Below are 21,941 nucleotides of genomic sequence, written 5' to 3'. Positions count from 1 at the left end.
AATTATAGTTCCACTCCCCTAAAGTACATTTGACAACGCATCTAAAGCCAATTGCCTCATTTCAGGATCACGATATGCGATAAAACCATTATTCAAAACAGTATCACGCTGATTATAGGTAAATGGCACAGAATCTAAGGTCAATAAACCACCCCCTATACTCTCTAGCAAGCCTTGTCCAGCACTAGTGTCCCACTCAGAGGTTGGATGAAATCTTGGGTAAATATCTATCTCACCTTCAAGCATCATACAAAATTTATAAGCACTTCCAGCTTCACGACGTATAACCGGTATTTCTCTTTCAATATAATCAATATAGTGTTGATACTTAGGATTTTTACTACTATGACTGAGTCCAATTTGGATGGCATCGACTGGTGAGGCTTTAAATTTGCAATATTTTTCCCAAATATTGTTCATAAATGAATATTTATAAGGAAGATCCGTCAAATAGCCCATATACATAACTTGCTCTGTCGGCACGACTATGACTGAAAATACAGTTTGATGGTTCTGAATAAGACTCAGATTAATCGTAAATTCATCACGCTCATGAATAAACTCCTTCGTACCATCCAAAGGGTCTAGCATCCAACATTGAGGCCATTCATGTCGCTCCGAATAATCACTTTCTTCAGAAATGATTGGAATATCAGGTGTAAGTTTTGCAAGCTCTCTGAGCAGATATTGATTTACCTTTAAATCTGCTTGAGTTACAGGAGAATGGTCATCTTTTTCGTTGATTTTAAAATCACGTCCAGCACAATAGTTTTGATATTCTTCTAATAATATTTGGCTTGCAACAGCCAAAATCGGAACCAAATTTAACATTTGTTGATCTTGGGGAGCATGCGTTGTGATAAACATGGATAAAACCTATTTTTTCTGGCGCTACACACTCTAAGCACGACGATCATATTAAGAACCTCAGCCTAAAATGCAGCGTGATTTAATTTGCATTGTTGGATTTATATTAATAGTAGCAAACCTATAAAATATAACCACTTTGAAACACATAACCCATTTCAATCATAAGAACTCTAACACTTTTAAAACAAAATCCGAAGCGTGATTGCCAACAACCCTCAATACATCTTAAATAACACCCGCAATAGTTCCAAAAATCAGAGAGCGCCTTAGAGTCAGTATCAACATAAAAAAACAAGCCTTCTTAAAGAAGGCTTGTTTTTTATTTTTGCTCTTTGACTGGACTTTCAGGCTGTTCATTCGGTTTTTTTACAGGCTCTTTATTTTTAAAAGAGTCCTGATTCCCTTTATCCTCATTAGATTCTTTGTGTGGTTTCGAACTATTATCATGTTTTGTCATACTTCAAACTCCTATGCACCATTTTCAAAAAATATGATGCTTTCATAGCGACTTCTATACTATTTTTGTATTCATTCTCAATATCTAAATTTGTGACCTCACACATCTAATTCGATATAATGCGAATGGAATGAAATATAGAAGTCACCACGCACACCCATTCTTGAAGTTCAATTTTAAAATGCTGATGCGAGTTCAACCTTTTGCATCAAATGATGGTGTAAGTCGATATTTAAATAACGCCCATTTTGTTGTTTTTATTTGTGCTAAATTGCAACAATACCTGAGGAAAGATGAATGAATAAACCCATCATCATGTTCGACATGGATGGAACCCTACTCGATCTTGCTTTTGACGATTTAATTTGGAATCACAAACTCCCTGAGCGACATGCCAAAACTCATCAAATCAGTTTAGATCAGAGCAATCAAATTCTATTTAAATTTTATCAAGATCATAAGCACACGCTCGATTGGTATTCTACGCGCTTTTGGACAGCCAAAGTCGGCGTTGATACCTTTCAGCTTCAACACGATCACAAAGAATTCATCAAGCTGAGACAGGGATGCATTGCGTTATTATCAAGTCTTAAGCAAGCTGGATACCGAATGTGGTTAGTCACCAATGCTGATGAAAGAGGTTTGGCATTGAAAATGAATCAAGTTGACCTCACCTCTTATTTTGAAGTGATGATCAGCAGCGAAACGATCGGTTTTGCTAAAGAGCGTTTTGAATTTTGGGATCAATTACAGCAAATGCACCCATTTGAACCTCGTCACTGCGTTCTCGTTGATGATACTGCGGTTGTACTCGAAGGTGCTAAATCTTTTGGTATTGAGCATCTAATCACAATTACCCAACCATCTAGCGCTCAACCTGAGCGCGAAAGGTCTAAACTTCAGTATCCTGCAATCAATGATCTAAGATCATTAATCCCCTATTTAGACCAAATTAACCATGAGAAAGAAATGAATGTCAAAACAGCATGAAACTAAAATCACAGATTCAATGCGAATTGATAAGTGGCTTTGGGCAGCACGCTTTTTTAAAACCCGCTCAATTGCCAAAGCAGCAATCGAAGGTGGTAAAGTTCATCACAACAATGATCGTGTTAAAGTTTCTAGAGAAGTACGTGTAGGAATGGAGTTAACGATTCAGCAGGGATTTGAAAAGAAAACCGTCATTGTGAAAGCATTATCATCTGTACGAGGCGGGGCACCTACTGCACAATTACTCTATGAAGAAACTGAAGTCAGTATCGCGCGTCGTGAGTTGCTTTCTGCACAAAGAAAATTGCATAATCTTGCACGACCAGATCATCGACCAAGCAAAAAAGATCGACGTGATATTACAAGATTCCGTCAACAAAATGGTCAGCAATATGACGAAGTTTGGTCATACGATGATGAATAAGTTAAAGCGACAAATACTGTCGTTTTGAAGTTTAAAATTATAGAACAGTCCGATTTTTTCTGTCACTATAAATGCCGTGGACATTAGACTTAATTAAAGACATCCACTTAAGTTATCAGTGATTTACATCGTTTTGAGGTTATGAGATGGATGATAATAAAAGCAAAGCACTGAGTGCTGCTTTAAGCCAAATTGAAAAACAATTTGGTAAAAATACGGTAATGCGCCTTGGTGACAATACTGTTCAAGCTGTAGAAGCTGTATCTACAGGCTCTCTTACATTGGATATCGCACTAGGTATTGGTGGTTTACCTAAAGGCCGTATTATTGAAATTTATGGTCCAGAATCATCAGGTAAAACCACCATGACACTTCAAGCGATTGCGCAATGTCAAAAAGCTGGTGGTACTTGTGCATTTATCGATGCTGAGCATGCTTTAGATCCTCAATATGCTCGCAAACTTGGTGTAGATATCGATAACTTATTGGTGTCACAACCTGATCACGGTGAACAAGCACTTGAAATTGCAGATATGCTGGTACGATCTGGCGCTATCGACTTAATTGTTGTCGATTCTGTTGCAGCCTTAACTCCTAAAGCCGAAATTGAAGGTGAAATGGGTGACTCTCATATGGGTCTACAAGCACGCTTGATGAGCCAAGCATTGCGTAAAATTACAGGTAATGCAAAGCGCTCCAACTGCATGGTGATCTTCATTAACCAAATTCGTATGAAAATTGGTGTCATGTTTGGAAGTCCAGAAACCACTACTGGTGGTAATGCGCTCAAATTCTATGCTTCTGTACGCTTAGATATTCGCCGCATTGGTCAAGTGAAAGAAGGCGATGAAATAGTTGGTTCTGAAACACGCGTTAAAGTGGTGAAGAACAAAATGGCACCTCCTTTCCGTGAAGCATTATTCCAAATCATGTACGGTAAAGGTACAAATCAGCTTGCTGAATTGGTCGATCTCGCTGTACAACAAGAACTTGTTCAAAAAGCTGGTGCTTGGTATTCATACCAAGGCAACAAGATTGGACAAGGTAAGAACAACGTGATTCGTCACCTTGAGGAAAATCCTCAACTTGCGCAAGATCTTGATCGCATGATTCGTGAACAGTTGTTAACCACAGCGACACCAGCTCCAACTGAAGAAAATGACGAAGAAGCAGATTTATTTGAAGTATAAGTTTTCAAAAATTTGAAATCGAAGCGCCCAAATTCTGGGCGCTTTTGTTTAAGTGCATGGATTTAAAATGTCAGAGAAGTTTCCCAAGTTCATTCATTATGAGCAATTAAAATCAATAATGAATGAAGATGAACCTCAACATCTCATCAATGATCAACACTCGGCTAGTCAACACCTAACCGATCAAGCACCAGATGAATGTGATTTAGATGATACTCATTCTTCAGTTCTAGCACAGAATAAAAGCTTAACAGGGACTCGTTTGAGATCGTATGCATTTGCAGTCTTAACTCGCAAAGAATACTCAAAAAAAGACTTAATCGATAAACTTGCTTTGTATGCACAAAATAAAGAAGAGGTTTTGAGCTTAGTTGATGAGCTAGCGCGAGAAAATTATCAAAGTGATGCTCGCGTTGCAGAAATGACGGTACGCAGCCAATTACGTAAAGGAAAAGGCCCAAATCGAATAAAGCTAGCGCTTAAAAGCAAACACGTTGATAAAGCGTTGGCTGAACCAGAAATGGAAGAAATAGATTGGTATGAACAAGCATACTTATTGAAGGTCAAAAAATATGGCTATGAAGTTGCTCAGGACGCAAAATTAAAAGCAAAACAAATTCGCTTTTTACAATATAGAGGCTTTGAACTGGATGCGATTATGAAAGCTATAAAAAGAAAAGAGAATGAAGAATAAGAAATAAAATTATTATAATGGTGGCAACCCTACTAGCAAAACTCCGGCACATCATAGTTCTGATACCGTTGCTACCTTCCGGTCCTGGCGGGGTTCTCAGAGTACAATTGCGAAGCCACCAGCAGGGCTACCATTGCAAGAACAGAGTATAGAGATTTTTAACGATCTTGCAAGACCATAATGGGCTTTAAAGGCACTAAAAAAGTTCAAGTGAATATTTACTAATCTATTAACAACAAACTTGATATTTTTCATCTAAATAACTTCAACTTAAATTTCTTCATTTATACAGTTTCATTGTAAATTTATATTGATTTTAAATGCTATGACGTTTTTAATGATCTGATTATTAAGAATTGAAAATACTCAAAGTTCAAATTTGAGTATGGATACAAATGGAATAATGAACATGCTCAATAAGCGTACTTTTCTTGCACTAGCATTGATGAGCTCAACATCAGTTTTTGCCAATATTCCTATCGAATCAAAAGGATTAAGCCAAAATTCAAGTTTGAACCAAACAGCAGTCGCAGTGAATAACACCGCTACCGCTCCTACCAACACCAGTTGGCAACTTATCCAACAAAATCAACGCTTAGAAAATCAAATTCGTGCACTTCAAGGCAAATTAGAAGAACAAGAACATCAAATTAATCAACTGACCAACGAATTAAAAAATCGCTATACAGATCTAGATCAAAGATTAGAACTCCTTCAACAAAAAATTGATCCTGTGGAGGAGTCCAATACCGAAGATCCTAATGCTGCACCACCCGCTCCCAATGAGCCAACTGCACCAAGCACTAGCACTAACTCAAATACCACAGCATCACAAAATGCAACGAACTTGAATCAAACCAACCAACAAGAACTTGATAAAGCAGCTTATACAGTTGCCTTAGATGCATACAAGCAAGGTGGCGCAAAAAAAGCTATTGCACCTATGCAAAACTTTGTACGTAACAATCCAAATAGTGTGTATACAGGTAATGCCTATTTTTGGTTAGCTGAGTTCAATTTAGCAATTGAACCACCCAATTATGAAGAAGCAAGAAAACACTATGAAACTGTCGCTTCGAAGTTTCCAAATTCAGGGAAAGCAGCGCGATCTTTATATCAGCTGTATAGCATCGCGAAAGATGTAAATAAAAATGTTCAAACTGCTGAAATTTACAAAAATAAATTATTAAGCACATATCCTGACTCAGAAGAAGCTGGATATTTCAAAAAAAGTTAAATAAAAAAGACATCATAAGATGTCTTTTTTTATGCTAGCAAAAGCCCTTAACGAACAATACCGCGCTTAGATTCATTCAGAGAATCTATAAGGAGCTGTGCTTCAGAAACATTTGGTAAAATTTCAGCAGTAATCTGCTCAATGGCTTGTTGTGTCGTCAGACCACTCTTATAAATCAACTTAAATGATTCTCGCAAACCATTGATTACATCTTTGGACCAACCCTTACGACGCATACCTTCTACATTCATTCCAAATGCATGCGCCGGATTACCAGACACCATCACATAAGCAGGCACATCCTTCAAAATCAATGATGCTCCACCAATCATGCTGTATGAGTCGATCTTACAGAATTGATGAATACCTGAGTTACCACCGACAACAACGAAGTCACCAACATGCACATGACCTGCGACACCAACATTGTTTGCAAAAATGTTGTTATTACCCACCACACAGTCATGCGCAATATGCGTATTCACCATCAACAGATTATTACTACCAATTTTAGTAATACTTTGATCCTGCACTGTACCGCGATGCAGACTGCAATGCTCACGAATTTTGTTGTTGTCTCCAATCTCAAGCCAAGTTTCTTCACCTGCATACTTAAGATCCTGACACACCTCACCCACACTGGCAAACTGGAAAATTTCGTTTGATTTACCGATGCGAGTATATCCACCAACCACCACATGAGAATGTAATACTGTCCCACTATCAATCGTCACATGAGGACCAATAATCGAATAAGGACCAATTTTTACATCAGAAGCAATCGTTGCCGTAGGATCAATAATTGCTGTAGGGTGGATTAAATCACTGTTACTCATGCTTGCTCTAATTTCTGATGAGAGATAATAATTTCAGCTGTCGCTGCAATTACACCATCAACGCTCGCACTACAAAGATACTTGTAAATACCACGTTTCTGCATTACAAGCTCTGATTTTAACACGAGTTGATCACCAGGAACGACTTGTTTTTTAAAACGAACTTTTTCAGCGCCAGCGAAAAGAAAAAGTGAACCAGGTTTGGGTTTTTCATTGTTCATGATAAAGCCAAGAACGCCAGAAATTTGTGCCATCGCCTCAACGATTAAGACACCCGGCATGATTGGATAACCTGGAAAATGACCTTGCATAAACTCTTCATTTATGGAGACATTTTTAAATCCGACAATTCCATTCTCAGTCACTTCTGTAACACGGTCTACCAATAGAAATGGATAACGATGCGGCAAATATTCACGAATTGTTTGAATATTCATCGGCAATTCAGGAATTGAAAAAGATAAAGTAGACTCTGTCATATTATTTACGCAATTTTAAAGTTGATTCGATTGACTCTAACTGAGCCTGCATATCATCTATTTGTTTGACTAATTTGGTCAATGGCACATCTGCTAATTGTCTTAGACGAACAACTGTTCGTTTCCAACGAGAATTTTCGAGCAATCCCATTCCTGAAGAATATGTACCAGCTTCTAAAATGCTACCTGTGACCATTGACATTCCAGTTAGCGTCACATTATCTACAATTTTTAGATGTCCTGAGATACCACAAGCACCTGCAAGGATACAGTTTTTGCCAATCACAGTACTGCCCGCGATACCGCATTTTGCAGCAATCGCAGTATTTTCACCGATTTGAACGTTGTGTGCGACTTGCACAAGATTATCAATAATCACACCATCATGAAGTATAGTGTCATCCAAAGCGCCACGATCAATACTACAGTTAGAACCAATTCTGACATCATTTCCAATTTGAACAGACCCGAGTTGAGCAATTCGGTTCCACTTACCTTGATAAGGAGCAAAGCCAAAACCCTCTCCTCCAATTACGGTATTCGCATGGATACGAACACGTTTAGCAATTTTAGATCGACCCGTAATCGTGACATGCGAATCAATGAAACAATCCTCACCGATTTCAACATACTCATCAATTTTAGTTTGCGAATGAATTACTGTATTTGAACCAATCACGGCATGTGGGCCAACTACAACGTAATGACCAATGTATACATTATCTCCAATCATAGCACTCGGATCGATTACTGCGGTGGCCTCGATTCCACGTTGCACAGTTTTAGATTCGAACACATGAGTTAAAATCGCGAAAGCAAGATACGGATTTTGTACGACAATAAAATTATTATGCTGATTAAGCTGAGCCTGCATCTCAGAAGTGACAATTAAGGCACCTGCTTGAGATGAAATCGCTTCGTCTAAATACTTATCAGAATTTACAAAAGAAATTTGGTTTGAGTTCGCTTGAGTTAAACTTGCAAGACCCTCTAGCAACAGATCTGCATCACCAATAACTTGGCCTTGTACAAGTTTGGCCAAGTGATCGAGACGAAATTGATTTGATTTCATTGACTATTTGATTGCATTAACCTTTTGAATCATTTTAGCAGTTAAATCGTATTTTGGGTCATATGCCAAGGCAGCATTTTTATTTAAAACTAAATCAAGATTATTTTCTTTGCGCAATTGTTCAGCAATTTGTTTAATTCTTGAGTCAAAAACTTTGTTTGTATTTTGAATGGTGCTTTGAACACGTGATTGAACAGTCTGTTGTAAAGATTGAAATTCGTTCATCTTCGTTTGATATTGAGAGGATAGTTGCTGGGCATTCGATTGATTGGCTTGAGCTGATTTAGCCAACGCTTCAATTTCTTTACCTAACTGTTCCAACTTTACCGTTTGCGGTTTAATTGTCTGCTCAAGCTGAGCATTCTGCTGCTTTAAATACGTGCTATTTTCTACCACTTTTTCTAAATCGATTACCCCATATCCTGCTGCATGTGCAAAGCCAACTACAGATGTGAGTAAAGCCGTTGATATCATTGTTTTAAATATATTCATTATTATTCCTTTTAAGGCAAAAGGCCGTACTAGAAAGTACGACCAATTTCAAATTGAACAGACTTAGTTTCATCACCAGGCTTATCATTCAGTGGGTACGCATAGCTTAATGATAGTGGACCAATCATCGTAATCCATGTGAAGCCTACACCAACACTATAACGCATATTTCCGGCATCGAAGCCAAAGTTATCTTTACAGTACTGTCTAGCATCGAATGCCGTCGGATTGGTTGCGCCAAAATAAATATTTCCAGTAGGTACGTCACATTGAGTGTCGAACACTTGAGCACCTTCTGCAAAAATAACAGGACGGACCTGTCGCGCCCAGTCGCCTTTGAAAGGAACTGGTAAGATTAATTCAGTGCCAAATTGAACTAATGCATTACCCCCCACCTCTTCAGGGTTTCTATCTTCTCTAGTTAGAGCAGCATCTGTAATACTCGGATATTTTGGACCTAATGTACTATTATCGTAACCACGAACAGATCCATAACCACCAGCGTAATAGTTTTTATAGAATGGTAAATCATTACCGAAACCTACCTTACCATAACCACGCCATACAAAATCCTTTCCTAAAGGAATAAAGGCTTGAGTATCGTATGTTACCTTCTGATATTCAACATCACTACCCGGCAATGCAATCTCTGCATTAACACGATGAGACATACCCGACGTTGGGAAGCGTGGATTATTTAATGTGTTATAAGACCAACCTAAATTTAAACTATAAGTAAAGAAATCACCTTTAAACTCATTACCGTACTCAACTTCAGGTTCAGAGCAAGGTTCATAACCAATTACATTACCGTTATCATCTTTAATTGGCTCTAAGTCGACTGGACAATACTTACCAGTACTTGTTTCCCTACCACCATTGGCAAGTAAATAATCACGTACATAAGTAGAAACAAATGGACCAGTCGTTACTTCAGTTTGATCAATATTAATACCAGCACTTAAGCTCTGATTCTCATCAATTGGGTAACCAAAGCTCAGACCACCACCGAAGCTATCTGTAACATAATTGTTAACGTTATAGTCTTCGTCTAATTTCGTCTTACGATAATAGAGATTGTAACCACGGCTGACACCATCAATTGTAAAGTATGGATCAGTAACACTTAGGTTATAATAATCTTGTGTCTCAGAACGAGAAAGATCAATCGCTACACGGTTACCTGTACCTAAGAAGTTAGTTTGACTTAAGCCTGCTTGGAATGTGATACCACCATTTTGCGAATAACCAACAGCTAAAGTACTTGATCCTGAGTGTTGTTCTTCAACAGCGATATTCAAATCGATTTGATCAGGCGCTCCTGGAACACGTACAGGCTTAACATCAACTTTGCTGAAAAATCCAGTACGCATCAAACGGACTTTTGAAAGATCAATTTTTTCATTACTCGCTAATGCACCTTCCATCTGGCGCATTTCACGACGTAAAACTTCATCAGCAGTCTTGGTATTACCTGTAAAATTAATACGTCTAACCGTAACTTGCTGACCCGGATTGATGTAATAATTCAAATTAACTTTTTTTGTTTCATTGTCAATTTGAGGCACAACATTAATTTCCGCATAGTAATAACCAGCATTACCATACTTACGCTGTAACAACTGTTTTACTGCATTCACCAACTCTTGTGAGTAAGTTGCATCATCTTTATAAATCTTTAGTGCACGAAGATCTTCGTCTTTATATAAAGCATCACCTAAAAATTTAGTTTCACCAAATTTAAATTGCTCACCCTCATTCATTGAAACTTCAATGAAAATATTTTTTTTATCTTCACTGATATTCAAATTAGAGTTGGTAATTTCAAAATTGATATAACCTTTATTAAGGTATAAAGCTCTTAATGCTTCAAGGCTTGCTGCCATTTTTTCACGCGCATAGCGATCATTTCTGGAAATGACAGATAACCATCCGCTTTCCTTGACAGCAAAGACTTGCTTAATTTCATCGTCTTTAAATACAGTATTACCAATTAAATTAATTTCAAAAACTTTAGCTGGTTTACCTTCAATGAAATTAATATTGACATCTACACGGTTATTAGCTTTTGCAACAGTTTCAACCTGAATATCAGCATTGTAGCGACCTTGTTGTGAATACTGTTGTTCAAGCTCGGTTTCTAGCGTCTGAAGTGCAGATTTAGTGAGCACCTCACCTTCAGCTAGACCCATTTTCTTCAAGCCCTCTTCCAAGGCTTCTTTTGGAATGAGCTTATTACCCTTAAAATTGATTTTAGAAATAATAGGACGTTCAACGACTTTAAAAACCAAAACATCGTTTTCTTTAAAAGCTTGAATATCATCAAACGAATTAGAGGCATACAAGGCACGAATCGCATTCGCAATCACTGGATCATTAATGCGATCCCCAGCATTCACCGGTAACATTGCGAGTACATTAGCCTGCGTTAGTCGAACTAATCCATCAACACGCACATCCCGCGCGATAAACTCGTCTGCTGCATATACTTGTTGTACTGCTGCCATTGCGCTAACGAGTGCCAATGGCATAAATAAATGTTTGTGCTGCATGCCTATTGTTTTCCAGTAAGTTAATTATCCATCTATAACGCTTATAAACGCATAAAATCATTAAATATTGCGAGAAACATCATACTTCCCAGCAACACCATACCAATTTTTAATCCAACCAATTGTATTTGTTCAGAAACAGGTTTACCACGAATTAATTCAATTATGTAATAAACTAAATGCCCACCATCCAACATCGGAATCGGAAGCAAATTTAATATCCCCAAACTTACACTCATTAATGCCATAAATGAAATGAAAGTTTGCCACCCCATTTCAGCACTTTGACCTGCAACTTTAGCGATCGTAATTGGACCCGAGAGATTATCCAACCCAATCAATCCACGAATCATTTTGACAATTGAGCCAAGGATCATAGATGATAATTGACCCGTTTTCTCAAGCGCAACCACAAAAGCTTCCGCTGGATTATATTGAATAGTATGCTTATATTCAGCAGGAATATTGATCTGACCAGATTGAGCTTGAACTCCCAACATTCCTGTCGTATTCCCCATATTGTCGCGCTTCCCTTGGGGCATGACCTTTAATTGAACGATCTCGCCTTGACGCATCACCTCAATATTCAATAGTTTTTCTGGTGATTTTTGTACTATATCAACAACTTCAAACCAATCGTTAATTTTTTTATTATCAATCGCGACAATTACATCACCTTTTTTCATCCCTTGGCGTATAGCAGCACCATCTTCAGATAATTTATGCACAACTGGTTGAATATGAGGTCGATATGGTAAAAATCCCAAGATATCCAAAGGTGATTGAGACTGATCTTTTAAAAAATGCTGAATCGGTAAATTAAAAGTTTGTACCTGACCATCACGATCAGCTTGAATTTGAATCGTACCAGTTTCACCTACGCGATCAATCAGCGCATAATTCAATTTTTCCCAAGTTGGCGTCGCAGTTCCATCCACAGCTATGATTTTATCACCAGAACGCATCTCTACTTGTGCGGCTGGCGTATTTTCAATCACTTTACCAATTCGAGTGTTTAATTGTTCTTGTGCTGGTAAGAATAGAATCCAAAACAGTAAAACGGCAAAAATTAAATTAACGAGGGGTCCCGCAGCAACGATTGCAATTCGTTTTAAAGGGGATTGCCGATTAAACGCATAAGGTAAATCTTCCGCACTTACATTACCTTCACGCTCATCCAACATTTTTACATAACCACCTAAAGGTAATGCAGAGAGCTGATATTGGATACCCGATTTTTTAGAGGTCCACTTTAAAACTGTTGGACCAAATCCAATTGAATACACAAGAACCTTAACGCCAAGTTTTCGTGCTACCCAGTAATGTCCAAATTCATGAATTGCAATCAATGGACCTAGAAGCAAAATAGCCGCGACGATAATGAAAAGTATATTCATCTTAGGTACTCAGTGAATTCGTGAGTTGAATAGCATAGCGACGTGCAAGCGCATCAGTCTCTAAGATTAGCTCTAAAGAATCAGCATTTGAATTTTGAACATGATTCAAAGTGGATTCAACAACTTTAGGAATATCTAAAAATTTGATTTTATCTTTTAAAAATGCTTCAACCGCGATTTCATTTGCAGCATTTAAGATCGCAGGCGCCAATCCTCCAGATTTCATTGCTTCACGAGCCAATTGCAACGCTGGAAAGCGTACAATATCAGGCTGCATAAAATTAAGCGTATCGTATAGAAATAAATCTAGCGGAGGAACATGTGTTTCAATCCGATCTGGCCATGCAAATGCATGTGCAATCGGCGTACACATATCAGGATTACCCATTTGAGCCAAAGTACTACCATCAACATACTGAACCATTGAGTGAATAATACTTTGTGGGTGCACAACCACTGTAACAAAATGTTCTTGAATTGAAAATAAATGACAGGCCTCGATCAACTCGAGACCTTTGTTCATTAGCGTTGCCGAATCAACTGATATCTTCTGCCCCATAGACCAATTAGGGTGCTTACAAGCCTGTGCAGGTGTCACCGTACTGAGCTCATCAAGCGTATGATGCAAAAATGGACCGCCAGAAGCAGTCAACAAAATTTGTGAGACACCTAACTGGGGTTTACCAGCTGTATCTAATTGCAAATAATTTTGAGGCAGGCACTGAAATATTGCGTTGTGTTCAGAATCTACAGGTAATAATAAGGCTTTATTCTCTTTAGCGGCCTTCATCATGATGTCACCAGACATCACCAACGATTCTTTATTTGCTAGAAGAACACGCTTACCCGCTTGAACAGCAGCGAGTGTTGGCAACAATCCCGCTGCACCTACTATCGCCGCCATTACAATATCAACCTGAGGATGCTCAGCAACAGCGATCAAACCCGATTCATCGGAGAGAATTTCGGTTGAAGTGATATTTTTTAATTTGAAAAATTGATGTAGTTCATCCACTTTCGCCGAAGGTACAACAGCATACTGTGGATGATATTGTTGACATATTTCGCTTAACTGCTCTACACGACTAAATGCAGATACCGCAAAAACATTGTACTTCTCTGGATGTCGATCAATGACTTTTAAGGTACTTTGTCCAATTGAACCCGTTACACCTAATATACATACTGATTGAGACATCTATAAATCTACACCAACAAGTTTTAAAACAAATATTCCCGCAGCAAAAATAGGTGCGGCAGCAAGCAATGAGTCAATGCGATCTAATACACCACCATGACCAGGCAAAATACGACCTGAATCCTTAATACCTGCACGACGCTTAATCATTGATTCAAACAAATCACCTTGAACTGAGCTAAATACTGTCAGCACAGATAGGAGTAAAAATAGAATATGCTCTACTGCGGTTAAATCTAAATAGTTAAATTGTACGAATAAGATAACAATGATGACTGTAATTACACCACCGATTAACCCTTCAATAGATTTATTCGGGCTCACCTCAGGTGCAAGCTTACGCTTACCAAGCTTCCTACCTACAAAGTACGCCCCACTATCAGCACCCCACACTAAGAGGAATAGATACATGAGCCACCAAGGTGAACTTATCCAGACTTCGTATATTGCCGATACTGCAGCACTAATAATCACTACACCAATCCAATTCAGTGAAGTGTTATACCACGCATCATAAAGAGGATATTTCTTAACCCAATAAATGGTAGTAACCCAAGTAATAATCGAAGCACTCCACAACAGCAGCACTAGATCATCAAAATAAAGCGCAATTGCAGAAAATACCGCAGTGATTACACCAAAGCATCCTGCTTTAAATTTATTCACTTGATCAGTTTGACGAGGCATGAGTTTAAACCACTCATAGCCAGCCCCCCCGGCAGCGATAATCATTAACGCTAACATTGGATAAATGGATGTAGTTGCAAACATACAGCTCAACACTACAGCCACTAAAATCAATGCGGTAATTATCCGCTCTAACATTATTAGTTCTCTATTTTCTCTTGTTGGACCTGCTCAGAAGTTTTTCCAAAGCGCCTTTCTCGCCCTAAAAACACACCAAAGGCATGATCCAATTCTTCTGTTGTGAATTCTGGCCACAACGTCTCAGTAAAATACAATTCAGCATATGCAGATTGCCATAATAAAAAATTAGACAATCGATAATCACCACCTGTACGAATCAATAAGTCGACTGGAGGTAAGTCACCTAAACTGACATGCTGAGCAAACAAATCAACATCAACTTGATCAACATCAATTTTTTGTTCTTTGACGAGTTGTGCTATTGTTTTAGCAGTTTGTGCGATATCCCACATTCCACCATAGCTCACAGCAATTGTGAGCGTCATTTCTGTGAAAGTAGCAGTCCTTTGTTCTGCTTGCAACATTAATTGTTGCAATTCTGGCGATAAACGAGAGCGATCCCCGATGAATCTGAGCCCAATCTGAAACTTTATCATTCGAGGAATTTGTTCATTAATCGTCTCTTGCAACAACTTCATGAGCAAATCAACTTCGTATTGAGGTCGATTCCAGTTTTCACTTGAGAAGGCATAAACAGTAAGTGCTTTTACACCCACTTTACGACAATGCTCTACAATCGGATCAAGGACATTTTTTCCTTCACGGTGTCCATCACCTTTTTGTAGATGTTTCTTTTTTGCAAAACGATTGTTGCCATCCATAATGATGGCAACATGTTGTGGCAGAAGCTCTGCTGAGATGGTCATTATATAGCTTAGACCTTCATCAACTCTGCTTCTTTTGCTGCTAAACGCTTTTCAACTTCAGCAACAAACTTATCTGTGATTTTTTGGATTTCATCGCCAGCACGACGCTCATCATCTTCAGAAATTTCTTTTTCTTTCAACAACGCTTTAATATCACCTAATACATCACGGCGAATATTACGAATCGCAACTTTTGCATTTTCAGCCTCGTTACGTGCCACTTTTTGCATATCACGGCGTGTTTCTTCAGTTAATGCCGCCATTGGTACACGAATTGAATCAGCAGTAATTGGGTTCAAACCTAAATCTGACTCACGAATTGCTTTATCGATTGCAGCAACCATGGTGCGCTCGAAAGGTTGAACAAGCAATGTACGCGAATCTTCAACACCAATGTTAGCAACTTGGTTTAATGGCACATCAGAGCCATAGTAAGGAACCATTACGCCGTTAAGAATTGATGGATGTGCACGACCTGTACGAACTTTAGCAAAACCATGCTCTAATGAGTCTAATGATTTATTCATGCGCTCTTCAGCATCTTTTTTAAGATCGTTAATCATGTGATCTTCCTTACCTAATTCTCAAAATTTAAATCAAAATAGTGTTTAGTATAAATAGCTTTGAAAGCCACGTACATCAATTAGTAACGTGAGTACCTTCTTTTTCACCCATAACCACTGACAATAACGCACCTGATTTATTCATATCGAATACTTGAAGTGGAACATTATGGTCACGGCATAAGCAAATCGCGGTTAAATCCATTACACCAAGTTTCTCATCTAAGACTTGGTCAAATGTTAATGCATCATATTTAACAGCGTCTTCATATTTGCTTGGATCTTTATTGTAGACACCATCCACCTTCGTCGCTTTGAGAATTAAGTTAGCCTCAATCTCAATACCACGTAAGCATGCAGCCGTATCTGTCGTAAAGAATGGGTTACCCGTACCCGCTACAAATACACAAACTTCACCATTATTTAAATGACGAATCGCATCACGGCTAGAATATGATTCTACAACTGTACCGATTGGTAATGCTGACATTAAACGGGTTTTGATATTACGACGTACCAATGCATCTCGTAATGCCAAACCATTCATCACAGTTGCTAGCATACCCATTTGATCACCTGTTACGCGACCAACCAACCCATCTTGCTGTAATTGGCTACCACGATAAAGGTTACCACCACCCACAACGATACCAACTTGCACACCTAGACCAACCAAGTGAGCAATAGATAAAGACATTTGATCAAGCACCTGCGCGTCGATACCCATATCTTTATTGCCTGCTAGCGCTTCGCCCGAAAGTTTTAGCAGAATACGACCAAAGCGTGGTTTTTTAGAATCTAACATCACAAACTCCAATATCCGAATTCATTTATATGTAATACTTCAAACAATTATGCGGTTTTAATTTCAATCAATTCTGCATAAAGGTCGTATTCATCCGCATCAGTGATTTTAACAACCAGTAAATCACCTGCTTTAATCTTGCTCTTATCAATATCTTCTACAAAGACATTTCCATCAATTTCTGGAGCATCTGCATAAGAACGCGCCACTGCAACTGGAAACTCTTCTTCTAGATCATCAACCAGCACGGTCATGGTTTGACCAATACGCTTTTGTAGCTTTGCAGCAGAAATTTCTTGCTGAACCTGCATAAAGCGTTCGTAGCGTTCCTGTTTAATTTCTTCAGGCACATGATCTGGCAGATCATTTGCAGTTGCACCTTCAACTGGAGAGTATGTAAAACAACCAACGCGATCGAGCTGAGCTTCTTTCAACCAATCTAGAAGTTGCACGAAATCCTCTTCAGTTTCACCCGGGAAGCCAACAACAAATGTTGAACGAATGACTAAATCAGGACACTTTTCACGCCAAACTTTTAAACGCTCTAGCGTGTTTTCACTATGCGCTGGACGCTTCATTAGTTTTAAAATTTTAGGGCTTGCATGTTGGAATGGAATATCTAAGTAAGGCAAGATCTTACCCTGTGCCATCAAATCGATAACTGCATCAACATGTGGATATGGGTAGACATAATGCAGACGTACCCAAATACCCAATTGACCTAATGCTTCACACATATCATAGAACTTAGTTTTTACAGGCTGACCATTCCAAAAATCAAGCTTGTATTTCGTGTCTACACCATATGCCGAAGTATCTTGAGAAATAACCAAGACTTCTTTAACACCAGATCGTTTTAAAGCCGCCGCTTCTTCTAATACTGAACCGACTGGGCGAGATACCAGATCGCCACGCATACTTGGAATAATACAGAAGGTACAACGATGGTTACAGCCTTCAGATATCTTCAAATATGCATAATGTTTTGGTGTTAATCGAATACCTTGTTCTGGCACAAGATCAATAAATGGATTGTGCTTAGGAGGCTCAGGAACATATTGATGCACAGCTTCCATTACTTCTTGATAAGCTGCTGCACCAGTAACTTTAAGTACATTTGGATGCATTTGACGAATTTTTTCTTCATCTTTACCCAAACAACCTGTTACGATGACGCGACCGTTCGCACTCATCGCCTCGCCAATCGCGTCTAATGACTCTTGTACTGCAGATTCAATAAAACCACAGGTATTAACAACAACTAAATCAGCACCGTCATAATCCGACGCTACATCATAACCTTCAGTTTTTAACTGAGTAAGAATTCGCTCGGAATCTACCAATGCCTTAGGACAACCTAAAGAAACAAAACCGACTTTGGGGGATTTCATGAATCTGCGCTCCACTAGAATCCGCGTATTGTATGTCTTTTCAATTCATAAAAACAGTTGAAAACCCCACTCTTTGCATAACGCACCAAAATATTCCCATAAATTTTAAAAAATATTGCAATCGCACCAATATGATGCATTATTAAATAAACCCAACTTTGCTTGAATATTTTGCAATCGCTTCGCGCTTTTTTTCTTAATAAATGAGTTCATTTTAGTTGTTTTTAACGATTTCAAACAAAGTTGGCTCATATTTTGCTTTATTTGAGGACGTTAAAATTAAATAACTCCCTCTTTGTGAGCAGTGATGGAAAAACTCATAGATGCAATTGCTCTATTTTAAGACAGGATTTTGAGGTTAATGAATCAACAACCAACGATTGATTACCGTTTACTCGTAGACAACTTGAGCACTGCGATACTTTTAGTCGATAGTGAATTAAATATTTTTTATTTAAATTCCTCATGTGAAGCACTCTTTGATATCAGCTTATTAAGAGCATCAGGTCAATCTGTGCTCAGTATTTTACAATCTCCAGGTGATTCATTTAACACAGAAGAAGCACTCACGAATACATTACTCACGGGGCAAGCTTATACCCGCCGTGAAGCGACTATTATTGTGAACTTTAAAGATGTACATGTTGACTATTCTGTTGCCCAACTTAACACTGGCAAAAGTTATCACCCCCTCCTTCTGATTGAACTCAATCCAATTGATCGAATGTTGAAAATTTCTAAAGAAGAAAATTTTATTCAACAACATCAGGTCGCACGCCAATTAATCAGAGGTGTCGCGCATGAGATTAAGAATCCATTAGGGGGCATACGTGGCGCAACTCAATTATTGGCACGTAGTTTAAATGATCCTGAATATAAAGAATTTACGGACATTATTATTAGTGAAGTAGATCGCCTGAGAAATCTTGCTGACACAATGCTCGGTTCTCGGCAGTTACCAAGCTATGAACCTGTAAATGTTCACGAGCCTTTGGAGCGTGTGCGTTCGTTAATTGTAAATCAAACGAAAAAGAAAATTAAAATTACTCGTGATTATGATCTTTCATTACCTGATGTTGAAGCAGATCGGGATCAACTTATTCAAGTGATGTTGAATATCAGTGTAAATGCTGTTCAGGCCATGACTGAAAACAAAGAGTTTTTTCAAGACACTCAACCTGAATTAACCTTGCGTACACGTATTCATCGCCTTGTCACGATTAACGGAACTTTACACCGCTCAACTGTTCGAATTGATATTGAAGATAACGGCCCTGGCGTTCCAGAAGAAATTTTGGAGTCCGTATTTTATCCATTAGTCACAGGACGCGCTAAAGGAACAGGCTTAGGTCTGAGCATCGCACAAAATATTATGCATCAACACAATGGAATGATTGAATGCCAATCCGTTCCGGGCAAAACCGTATTTAGTCTTTATATACCTTGGGAGTTAAACCATGTCGCGAAATAAAATTTGGGTAATAGATGACGATCGCGCCATGCGTTGGGTTCTAGAAAAAACATTTAAAGAAGAAGGTTTAGATGTTACCAGTTTCGAAGAAGCTCAATCTGCACTGGATCAGTTACTTGATGATACACCTGATGTAATTTTGACAGATATACGGATGCCAGGAATTGATGGTCTTACCTTTCTCGCTAAAGTCAAAGGTCATTATCCTGATCTACCTGTGATCATCATGACGGCACATTCGGATCTAGAGTCAGCAGTATCAAGCTATCAAACGGGTGCTTTTGAATATTTACCAAAACCATTTGATATTGATGAGGCTTTAGCACTTGTCAATCGTGCCATCATGCACATTAATAAGCTCCAACAACAAGAATCTGCGAAATCAACCGTACAGCCAATTCAATCAACTGAGATCATTGGAGAATCTCCTGCAATGCAGGAAGTCTTCCGAGCAATTGGACGTTTGTCGCAATCACACATTACGGTATTAATTAACGGTGAGTCAGGTACAGGTAAAGAGTTAGTCGCTCATGCATTGCATCGTCATTCACCTCGTAGCAGCAAGCCATTTATTGCGCTTAATATGGCTGCCATTCCGAAAGATTTGATTGAAACTGAATTATTTGGTCATGAAAAAGGTGCATTCACTGGCGCTAATACTCAGCGACAAGGTCGTTTTGAGCAAGCCAATGGCGGTACATTATTCCTTGATGAAATTGGGGACATGCCATTCGAAACCCAAACGCGCTTATTGCGTGTTTTAGCTGATGGCGAGTTTTATCGCGTCGGTGGACACATTCCAGTGCGTGTTGATGTCCGCATTGTCGCTGCGACTCACCAAGATCTAGAAAAATTAGTACATGATGGACGCTTCCGTGAGGATCTTTATCATCGTCTGAATGTAATTCGTATTCATATTCCTAAACTTGCTCACCGCTCGGAAGACATTCCGATGCTCGCACAACACTTTCTCGCACGAGCAGGTAAAGAACTTGGTGTAAGTCCAAAGATTTTACGTACAGAAACTATTGAATACATGAAACAGTTGCCTTGGCAAGGTAATGTACGTCAACTTGAAAACACATGTCGCTGGCTGACAGTGATGATTACTGGACGAGAGGTTTACCCAGAAGATCTTCCTTCTGAGTTAAAACAACTGCCAATCCAAAAATCTGATGATCCAAATCATCCACACAATCAAGCAGATCGTATCGCTATTCAGCATTGGGATGAGTTGCTTAGTCAGTGGGCTGTACAAAAACTCAAAAATGGTGAAATGAAATTATTGGATATCGCCACGCCTATGTTTGAACGCACCTTAATTAATGCGGCACTACAACAAACTCGAGGAAGAAAACGCCATGCTGCTGAGCTTTTAGGTTGGGGTCGCAATACCTTGACTCGTAAGCTAAAAGAATTAGGAATGGATACTGCTGAAGATGATGAAGATGAAGTCGTAAGCACTACAGCCGAGTAAACTTCTAGATTTAGGTTAATCAACACAATTGATTAACCTATTCTTCATCATAATTCTAAAATTTTAAATCATGCTCAATATAAGATACAAAAAGATGAGTCCAAATGAATAATAATCACTTAAAGCATAAAATTTATCTAGGTATCATCTTCTGCCTTATTTCTTCACCCTCCTTTGCCACAGTCGGCGGTCCCGAGACAATAGAAGTACTAGGTTCAGATATTAAAGATCAGAAAATATATTATTTACGCCATTACCATGATGAATCTGGTCGACCACCAACACTTTATTATTATTTGCTCAACAGCAGAAACCCACATAAAGCGATTGAGGTTCAATCCATTTATACCCCATTAAATAGCCGAAATCACATTACTGAAATTCAGCATGCGCTACGCAAAATTCAAAGTATTCAAGCTCGCCTTGTCAAACCAACACCATTAAGCCCCAAGACTGCTAAACTAAAATTCAATAGACAAAGAGAACAGACTGGAAATTTTTGGTTAAACGTGCCAGAAATTAAAGTAAGTAAATTCCAATCTCAGGTACAACTCAGCCAAAGCTCTGATCCTTCAATGTATAAAAGTCAACAATTCGAGAATATTCGATATCATCGTAATTTACCTCAGATCAAAAAACTTTACGCATTTCCTTACACTTTCCCCGATTATCGCGTTGCAGTCATTAGTTACATGGGTATTCCTACTGAAACAGGCTACGAAAAACAAGATGCCATTTTACTCAGCTCAACAAAATAAAAAGCTCCCGAAGG

General features: G+C 38.6%; 22 protein-coding genes and 1 other RNA gene. 8 read left to right on the top strand and 15 right to left on the bottom strand.

Features of this window, described 5'->3' with window-relative positions:
• Window positions 1-18: 18 nt before the first annotated feature.
• Window positions 19-867 carry a 3'(2'),5'-bisphosphate nucleotidase CysQ family protein gene (locus AC1M9C_RS02140; protein WP_481587497.1) on the bottom strand — a complete coding sequence of 283 codons (849 nt, stop codon included), beginning with the start codon at window positions 865-867 and terminating at the stop codon, window positions 19-21.
• A 322-nt stretch (window positions 868-1,189) separates the two neighbouring features.
• A complete protein-coding gene (locus tag AC1M9C_RS02135) occupies window positions 1,190-1,327 on the bottom strand; it encodes a hypothetical protein (RefSeq protein ID WP_171076720.1) in 138 nt (45 codons plus the stop codon).
• A gap of 297 nt (window positions 1,328-1,624) precedes the next feature.
• Between AC1M9C_RS02135 and AC1M9C_RS02130 the strand changes: the two genes are divergently transcribed.
• The 4 genes from AC1M9C_RS02130 (at window position 1,625) to AC1M9C_RS02115 (ending at window position 4,625) form a co-directional block, all read left to right on the top strand.
• Window positions 1,625-2,317 (top strand): HAD-IA family hydrolase, encoded by a 693-nt coding sequence (locus AC1M9C_RS02130; RefSeq protein ID WP_481953129.1) that lies wholly within the window; start codon window positions 1,625-1,627, stop codon window positions 2,315-2,317.
• A complete protein-coding gene (locus tag AC1M9C_RS02125; RefSeq protein WP_035263651.1) occupies window positions 2,301-2,741 on the top strand; it encodes an RNA-binding S4 domain-containing protein in 441 nt (146 codons plus the stop codon). The genes AC1M9C_RS02130 and AC1M9C_RS02125 overlap by 17 nt, the downstream gene beginning before the upstream one ends.
• 146 nt (window positions 2,742-2,887) lie before the next feature.
• On the top strand, window positions 2,888-3,931 hold the full coding sequence (gene recA / locus AC1M9C_RS02120; RefSeq protein ID WP_035263652.1) for a recombinase RecA: 1,044 nt from the start codon (window positions 2,888-2,890) through the stop codon (window positions 3,929-3,931).
• Window positions 3,932-3,998: 67 nt separating this feature from the next.
• A complete protein-coding gene (locus AC1M9C_RS02115) occupies window positions 3,999-4,625 on the top strand; it encodes a regulatory protein RecX (RefSeq protein WP_481587536.1) in 627 nt (208 codons plus the stop codon).
• Between the two features lie 27 nt (window positions 4,626-4,652).
• Here AC1M9C_RS02115 and ffs read toward each other — a convergent pair.
• Window positions 4,653-4,749, bottom strand: an RNA gene (gene ffs / locus AC1M9C_RS02110) — signal recognition particle sRNA small type.
• Window positions 4,750-5,034: 285 nt separating this feature from the next.
• Between ffs and AC1M9C_RS02105 the strand changes: the two genes are divergently transcribed.
• Window positions 5,035-5,862: a YbgF trimerization domain-containing protein gene (locus AC1M9C_RS02105; protein ID WP_481587499.1), complete on the top strand. Its 828-nt coding sequence runs from the start codon at window positions 5,035-5,037 to the stop codon at window positions 5,860-5,862.
• 47 nt (window positions 5,863-5,909) lie between these two features.
• On the opposite strand, the gene lpxA is transcribed toward AC1M9C_RS02105, so the two are convergent.
• From lpxA to rimO, 12 genes are all read right to left on the bottom strand, one after another.
• Window positions 5,910-6,698: an acyl-ACP--UDP-N-acetylglucosamine O-acyltransferase gene (lpxA, locus tag AC1M9C_RS02100; protein ID WP_035263657.1), complete on the bottom strand. Its 789-nt coding sequence runs from the start codon at window positions 6,696-6,698 to the stop codon at window positions 5,910-5,912.
• Entirely contained in the window at window positions 6,695-7,177 is a 483-nt protein-coding gene (gene fabZ, locus AC1M9C_RS02095) for a 3-hydroxyacyl-ACP dehydratase FabZ (RefSeq protein ID WP_035263658.1), read from the bottom strand. The genes lpxA and fabZ overlap by 4 nt, the downstream gene beginning before the upstream one ends.
• Before the next feature lies 1 nt (window position 7,178).
• Entirely contained in the window at window positions 7,179-8,249 is a 1,071-nt protein-coding gene (gene lpxD, locus AC1M9C_RS02090; RefSeq protein WP_092766345.1) for a UDP-3-O-(3-hydroxymyristoyl)glucosamine N-acyltransferase, read from the bottom strand.
• 3 nt (window positions 8,250-8,252) lie between these two features.
• Window positions 8,253-8,741: an OmpH/Skp family outer membrane protein gene (locus AC1M9C_RS02085; protein ID WP_035263662.1), complete on the bottom strand. Its 489-nt coding sequence runs from the start codon at window positions 8,739-8,741 to the stop codon at window positions 8,253-8,255.
• Window positions 8,742-8,770: 29 nt separating this feature from the next.
• A complete protein-coding gene (gene bamA, locus AC1M9C_RS02080) occupies window positions 8,771-11,293 on the bottom strand; it encodes an outer membrane protein assembly factor BamA (protein WP_481588191.1) in 2,523 nt (840 codons plus the stop codon).
• A 41-nt stretch (window positions 11,294-11,334) separates the two neighbouring features.
• Entirely contained in the window at window positions 11,335-12,690 is a 1,356-nt protein-coding gene (rseP, locus tag AC1M9C_RS02075) for an RIP metalloprotease RseP (RefSeq protein ID WP_481953128.1), read from the bottom strand.
• A 1-nt stretch (window position 12,691) separates the two neighbouring features.
• Window positions 12,692-13,888, bottom strand: coding sequence for a 1-deoxy-D-xylulose-5-phosphate reductoisomerase (gene ispC, locus AC1M9C_RS02070; protein ID WP_481953127.1), 1,197 nt, complete (start codon window positions 13,886-13,888; stop codon window positions 12,692-12,694).
• Window positions 13,889-14,713, bottom strand: a complete 825-nt coding sequence (locus AC1M9C_RS02065; RefSeq protein WP_481587502.1) for a phosphatidate cytidylyltransferase — start codon at window positions 14,711-14,713, stop codon at window positions 13,889-13,891.
• Window positions 14,714-14,715: 2 nt separating this feature from the next.
• Window positions 14,716-15,462 carry a polyprenyl diphosphate synthase gene (gene uppS, locus AC1M9C_RS02060; protein WP_180027804.1) on the bottom strand — a complete coding sequence of 249 codons (747 nt, stop codon included), beginning with the start codon at window positions 15,460-15,462 and terminating at the stop codon, window positions 14,716-14,718.
• A gap of 8 nt (window positions 15,463-15,470) precedes the next feature.
• Entirely contained in the window at window positions 15,471-16,025 is a 555-nt protein-coding gene (frr, locus tag AC1M9C_RS02055; RefSeq protein WP_035263669.1) for a ribosome recycling factor, read from the bottom strand.
• 76 nt (window positions 16,026-16,101) lie between these two features.
• Window positions 16,102-16,830 carry a UMP kinase gene (pyrH, locus tag AC1M9C_RS02050; protein ID WP_035263670.1) on the bottom strand — a complete coding sequence of 243 codons (729 nt, stop codon included), beginning with the start codon at window positions 16,828-16,830 and terminating at the stop codon, window positions 16,102-16,104.
• Window positions 16,831-16,877: 47 nt separating this feature from the next.
• Window positions 16,878-18,221 (bottom strand): 30S ribosomal protein S12 methylthiotransferase RimO, encoded by a 1,344-nt coding sequence (gene rimO, locus AC1M9C_RS02045; RefSeq protein WP_035263671.1) that lies wholly within the window; start codon window positions 18,219-18,221, stop codon window positions 16,878-16,880.
• Window positions 18,222-18,582: 361 nt separating this feature from the next.
• Between rimO and glnL the strand changes: the two genes are divergently transcribed.
• From glnL to AC1M9C_RS02030, 3 genes are all read left to right on the top strand, one after another.
• Window positions 18,583-19,692 carry a nitrogen regulation protein NR(II) gene (gene glnL / locus AC1M9C_RS02040; protein ID WP_035263674.1) on the top strand — a complete coding sequence of 370 codons (1,110 nt, stop codon included), beginning with the start codon at window positions 18,583-18,585 and terminating at the stop codon, window positions 19,690-19,692.
• Window positions 19,679-21,169 carry a nitrogen regulation protein NR(I) gene (glnG, locus tag AC1M9C_RS02035; protein WP_035263676.1) on the top strand — a complete coding sequence of 497 codons (1,491 nt, stop codon included), beginning with the start codon at window positions 19,679-19,681 and terminating at the stop codon, window positions 21,167-21,169. Before glnL ends, glnG begins: the two co-directional genes overlap by 14 nt.
• A gap of 104 nt (window positions 21,170-21,273) precedes the next feature.
• Window positions 21,274-21,927, top strand: a complete 654-nt coding sequence (locus AC1M9C_RS02030; RefSeq protein WP_481953126.1) for an aminotransferase — start codon at window positions 21,274-21,276, stop codon at window positions 21,925-21,927.
• Window positions 21,928-21,941 lie beyond the last annotated feature (14 nt).

Source organism: Acinetobacter sp. 24-47-39 (genome assembly GCF_056783825.1).
The sequence above is the reverse complement of the archived record's forward strand: the minus strand, read 5'-3'. Positions and strand labels throughout refer to the sequence as shown.

Coding starts and splice junctions, on each gene's coding strand:
- glnL (WP_035263674.1), top strand. CDS start 18,583: ATGAATCAACAACCAACGATTGATTACCGTTTACTCGTAGACAACTTG.
- recA (WP_035263652.1), top strand. CDS start 2,888: ATGGATGATAATAAAAGCAAAGCACTGAGTGCTGCTTTAAGCCAAATT.
- AC1M9C_RS02030 (WP_481953126.1), top strand. CDS start 21,274: ATGAATAATAATCACTTAAAGCATAAAATTTATCTAGGTATCATCTTC.
- AC1M9C_RS02065 (WP_481587502.1), bottom strand. CDS start 14,713: ATGTTAGAGCGGATAATTACCGCATTGATTTTAGTGGCTGTAGTGTTG.
- AC1M9C_RS02125 (WP_035263651.1), top strand. CDS start 2,301: ATGTCAAAACAGCATGAAACTAAAATCACAGATTCAATGCGAATTGAT.
- lpxA (WP_035263657.1), bottom strand. CDS start 6,698: ATGAGTAACAGTGATTTAATCCACCCTACAGCAATTATTGATCCTACG.
- AC1M9C_RS02085 (WP_035263662.1), bottom strand. CDS start 8,741: ATGAATATATTTAAAACAATGATATCAACGGCTTTACTCACATCTGTA.
- AC1M9C_RS02140 (WP_481587497.1), bottom strand. CDS start 867: ATGTTTATCACAACGCATGCTCCCCAAGATCAACAAATGTTAAATTTG.
- lpxD (WP_092766345.1), bottom strand. CDS start 8,249: ATGAAATCAAATCAATTTCGTCTCGATCACTTGGCCAAACTTGTACAA.
- AC1M9C_RS02115 (WP_481587536.1), top strand. CDS start 3,999: ATGTCAGAGAAGTTTCCCAAGTTCATTCATTATGAGCAATTAAAATCA.
- ispC (WP_481953127.1), bottom strand. CDS start 13,888: ATGTCTCAATCAGTATGTATATTAGGTGTAACGGGTTCAATTGGACAA.
- fabZ (WP_035263658.1), bottom strand. CDS start 7,177: ATGACAGAGTCTACTTTATCTTTTTCAATTCCTGAATTGCCGATGAAT.
- AC1M9C_RS02135 (WP_171076720.1), bottom strand. CDS start 1,327: ATGACAAAACATGATAATAGTTCGAAACCACACAAAGAATCTAATGAG.
- frr (WP_035263669.1), bottom strand. CDS start 16,025: ATGATTAACGATCTTAAAAAAGATGCTGAAGAGCGCATGAATAAATCA.
- glnG (WP_035263676.1), top strand. CDS start 19,679: ATGTCGCGAAATAAAATTTGGGTAATAGATGACGATCGCGCCATGCGT.
- AC1M9C_RS02105 (WP_481587499.1), top strand. CDS start 5,035: ATGCTCAATAAGCGTACTTTTCTTGCACTAGCATTGATGAGCTCAACA.
- uppS (WP_180027804.1), bottom strand. CDS start 15,462: ATGACCATCTCAGCAGAGCTTCTGCCACAACATGTTGCCATCATTATG.
- rimO (WP_035263671.1), bottom strand. CDS start 18,221: ATGAAATCCCCCAAAGTCGGTTTTGTTTCTTTAGGTTGTCCTAAGGCA.
- AC1M9C_RS02130 (WP_481953129.1), top strand. CDS start 1,625: ATGAATAAACCCATCATCATGTTCGACATGGATGGAACCCTACTCGAT.
- rseP (WP_481953128.1), bottom strand. CDS start 12,690: ATGAATATACTTTTCATTATCGTCGCGGCTATTTTGCTTCTAGGTCCA.
- bamA (WP_481588191.1), bottom strand. CDS start 11,293: ATGCAGCACAAACATTTATTTATGCCATTGGCACTCGTTAGCGCAATG.
- pyrH (WP_035263670.1), bottom strand. CDS start 16,830: ATGTTAGATTCTAAAAAACCACGCTTTGGTCGTATTCTGCTAAAACTT.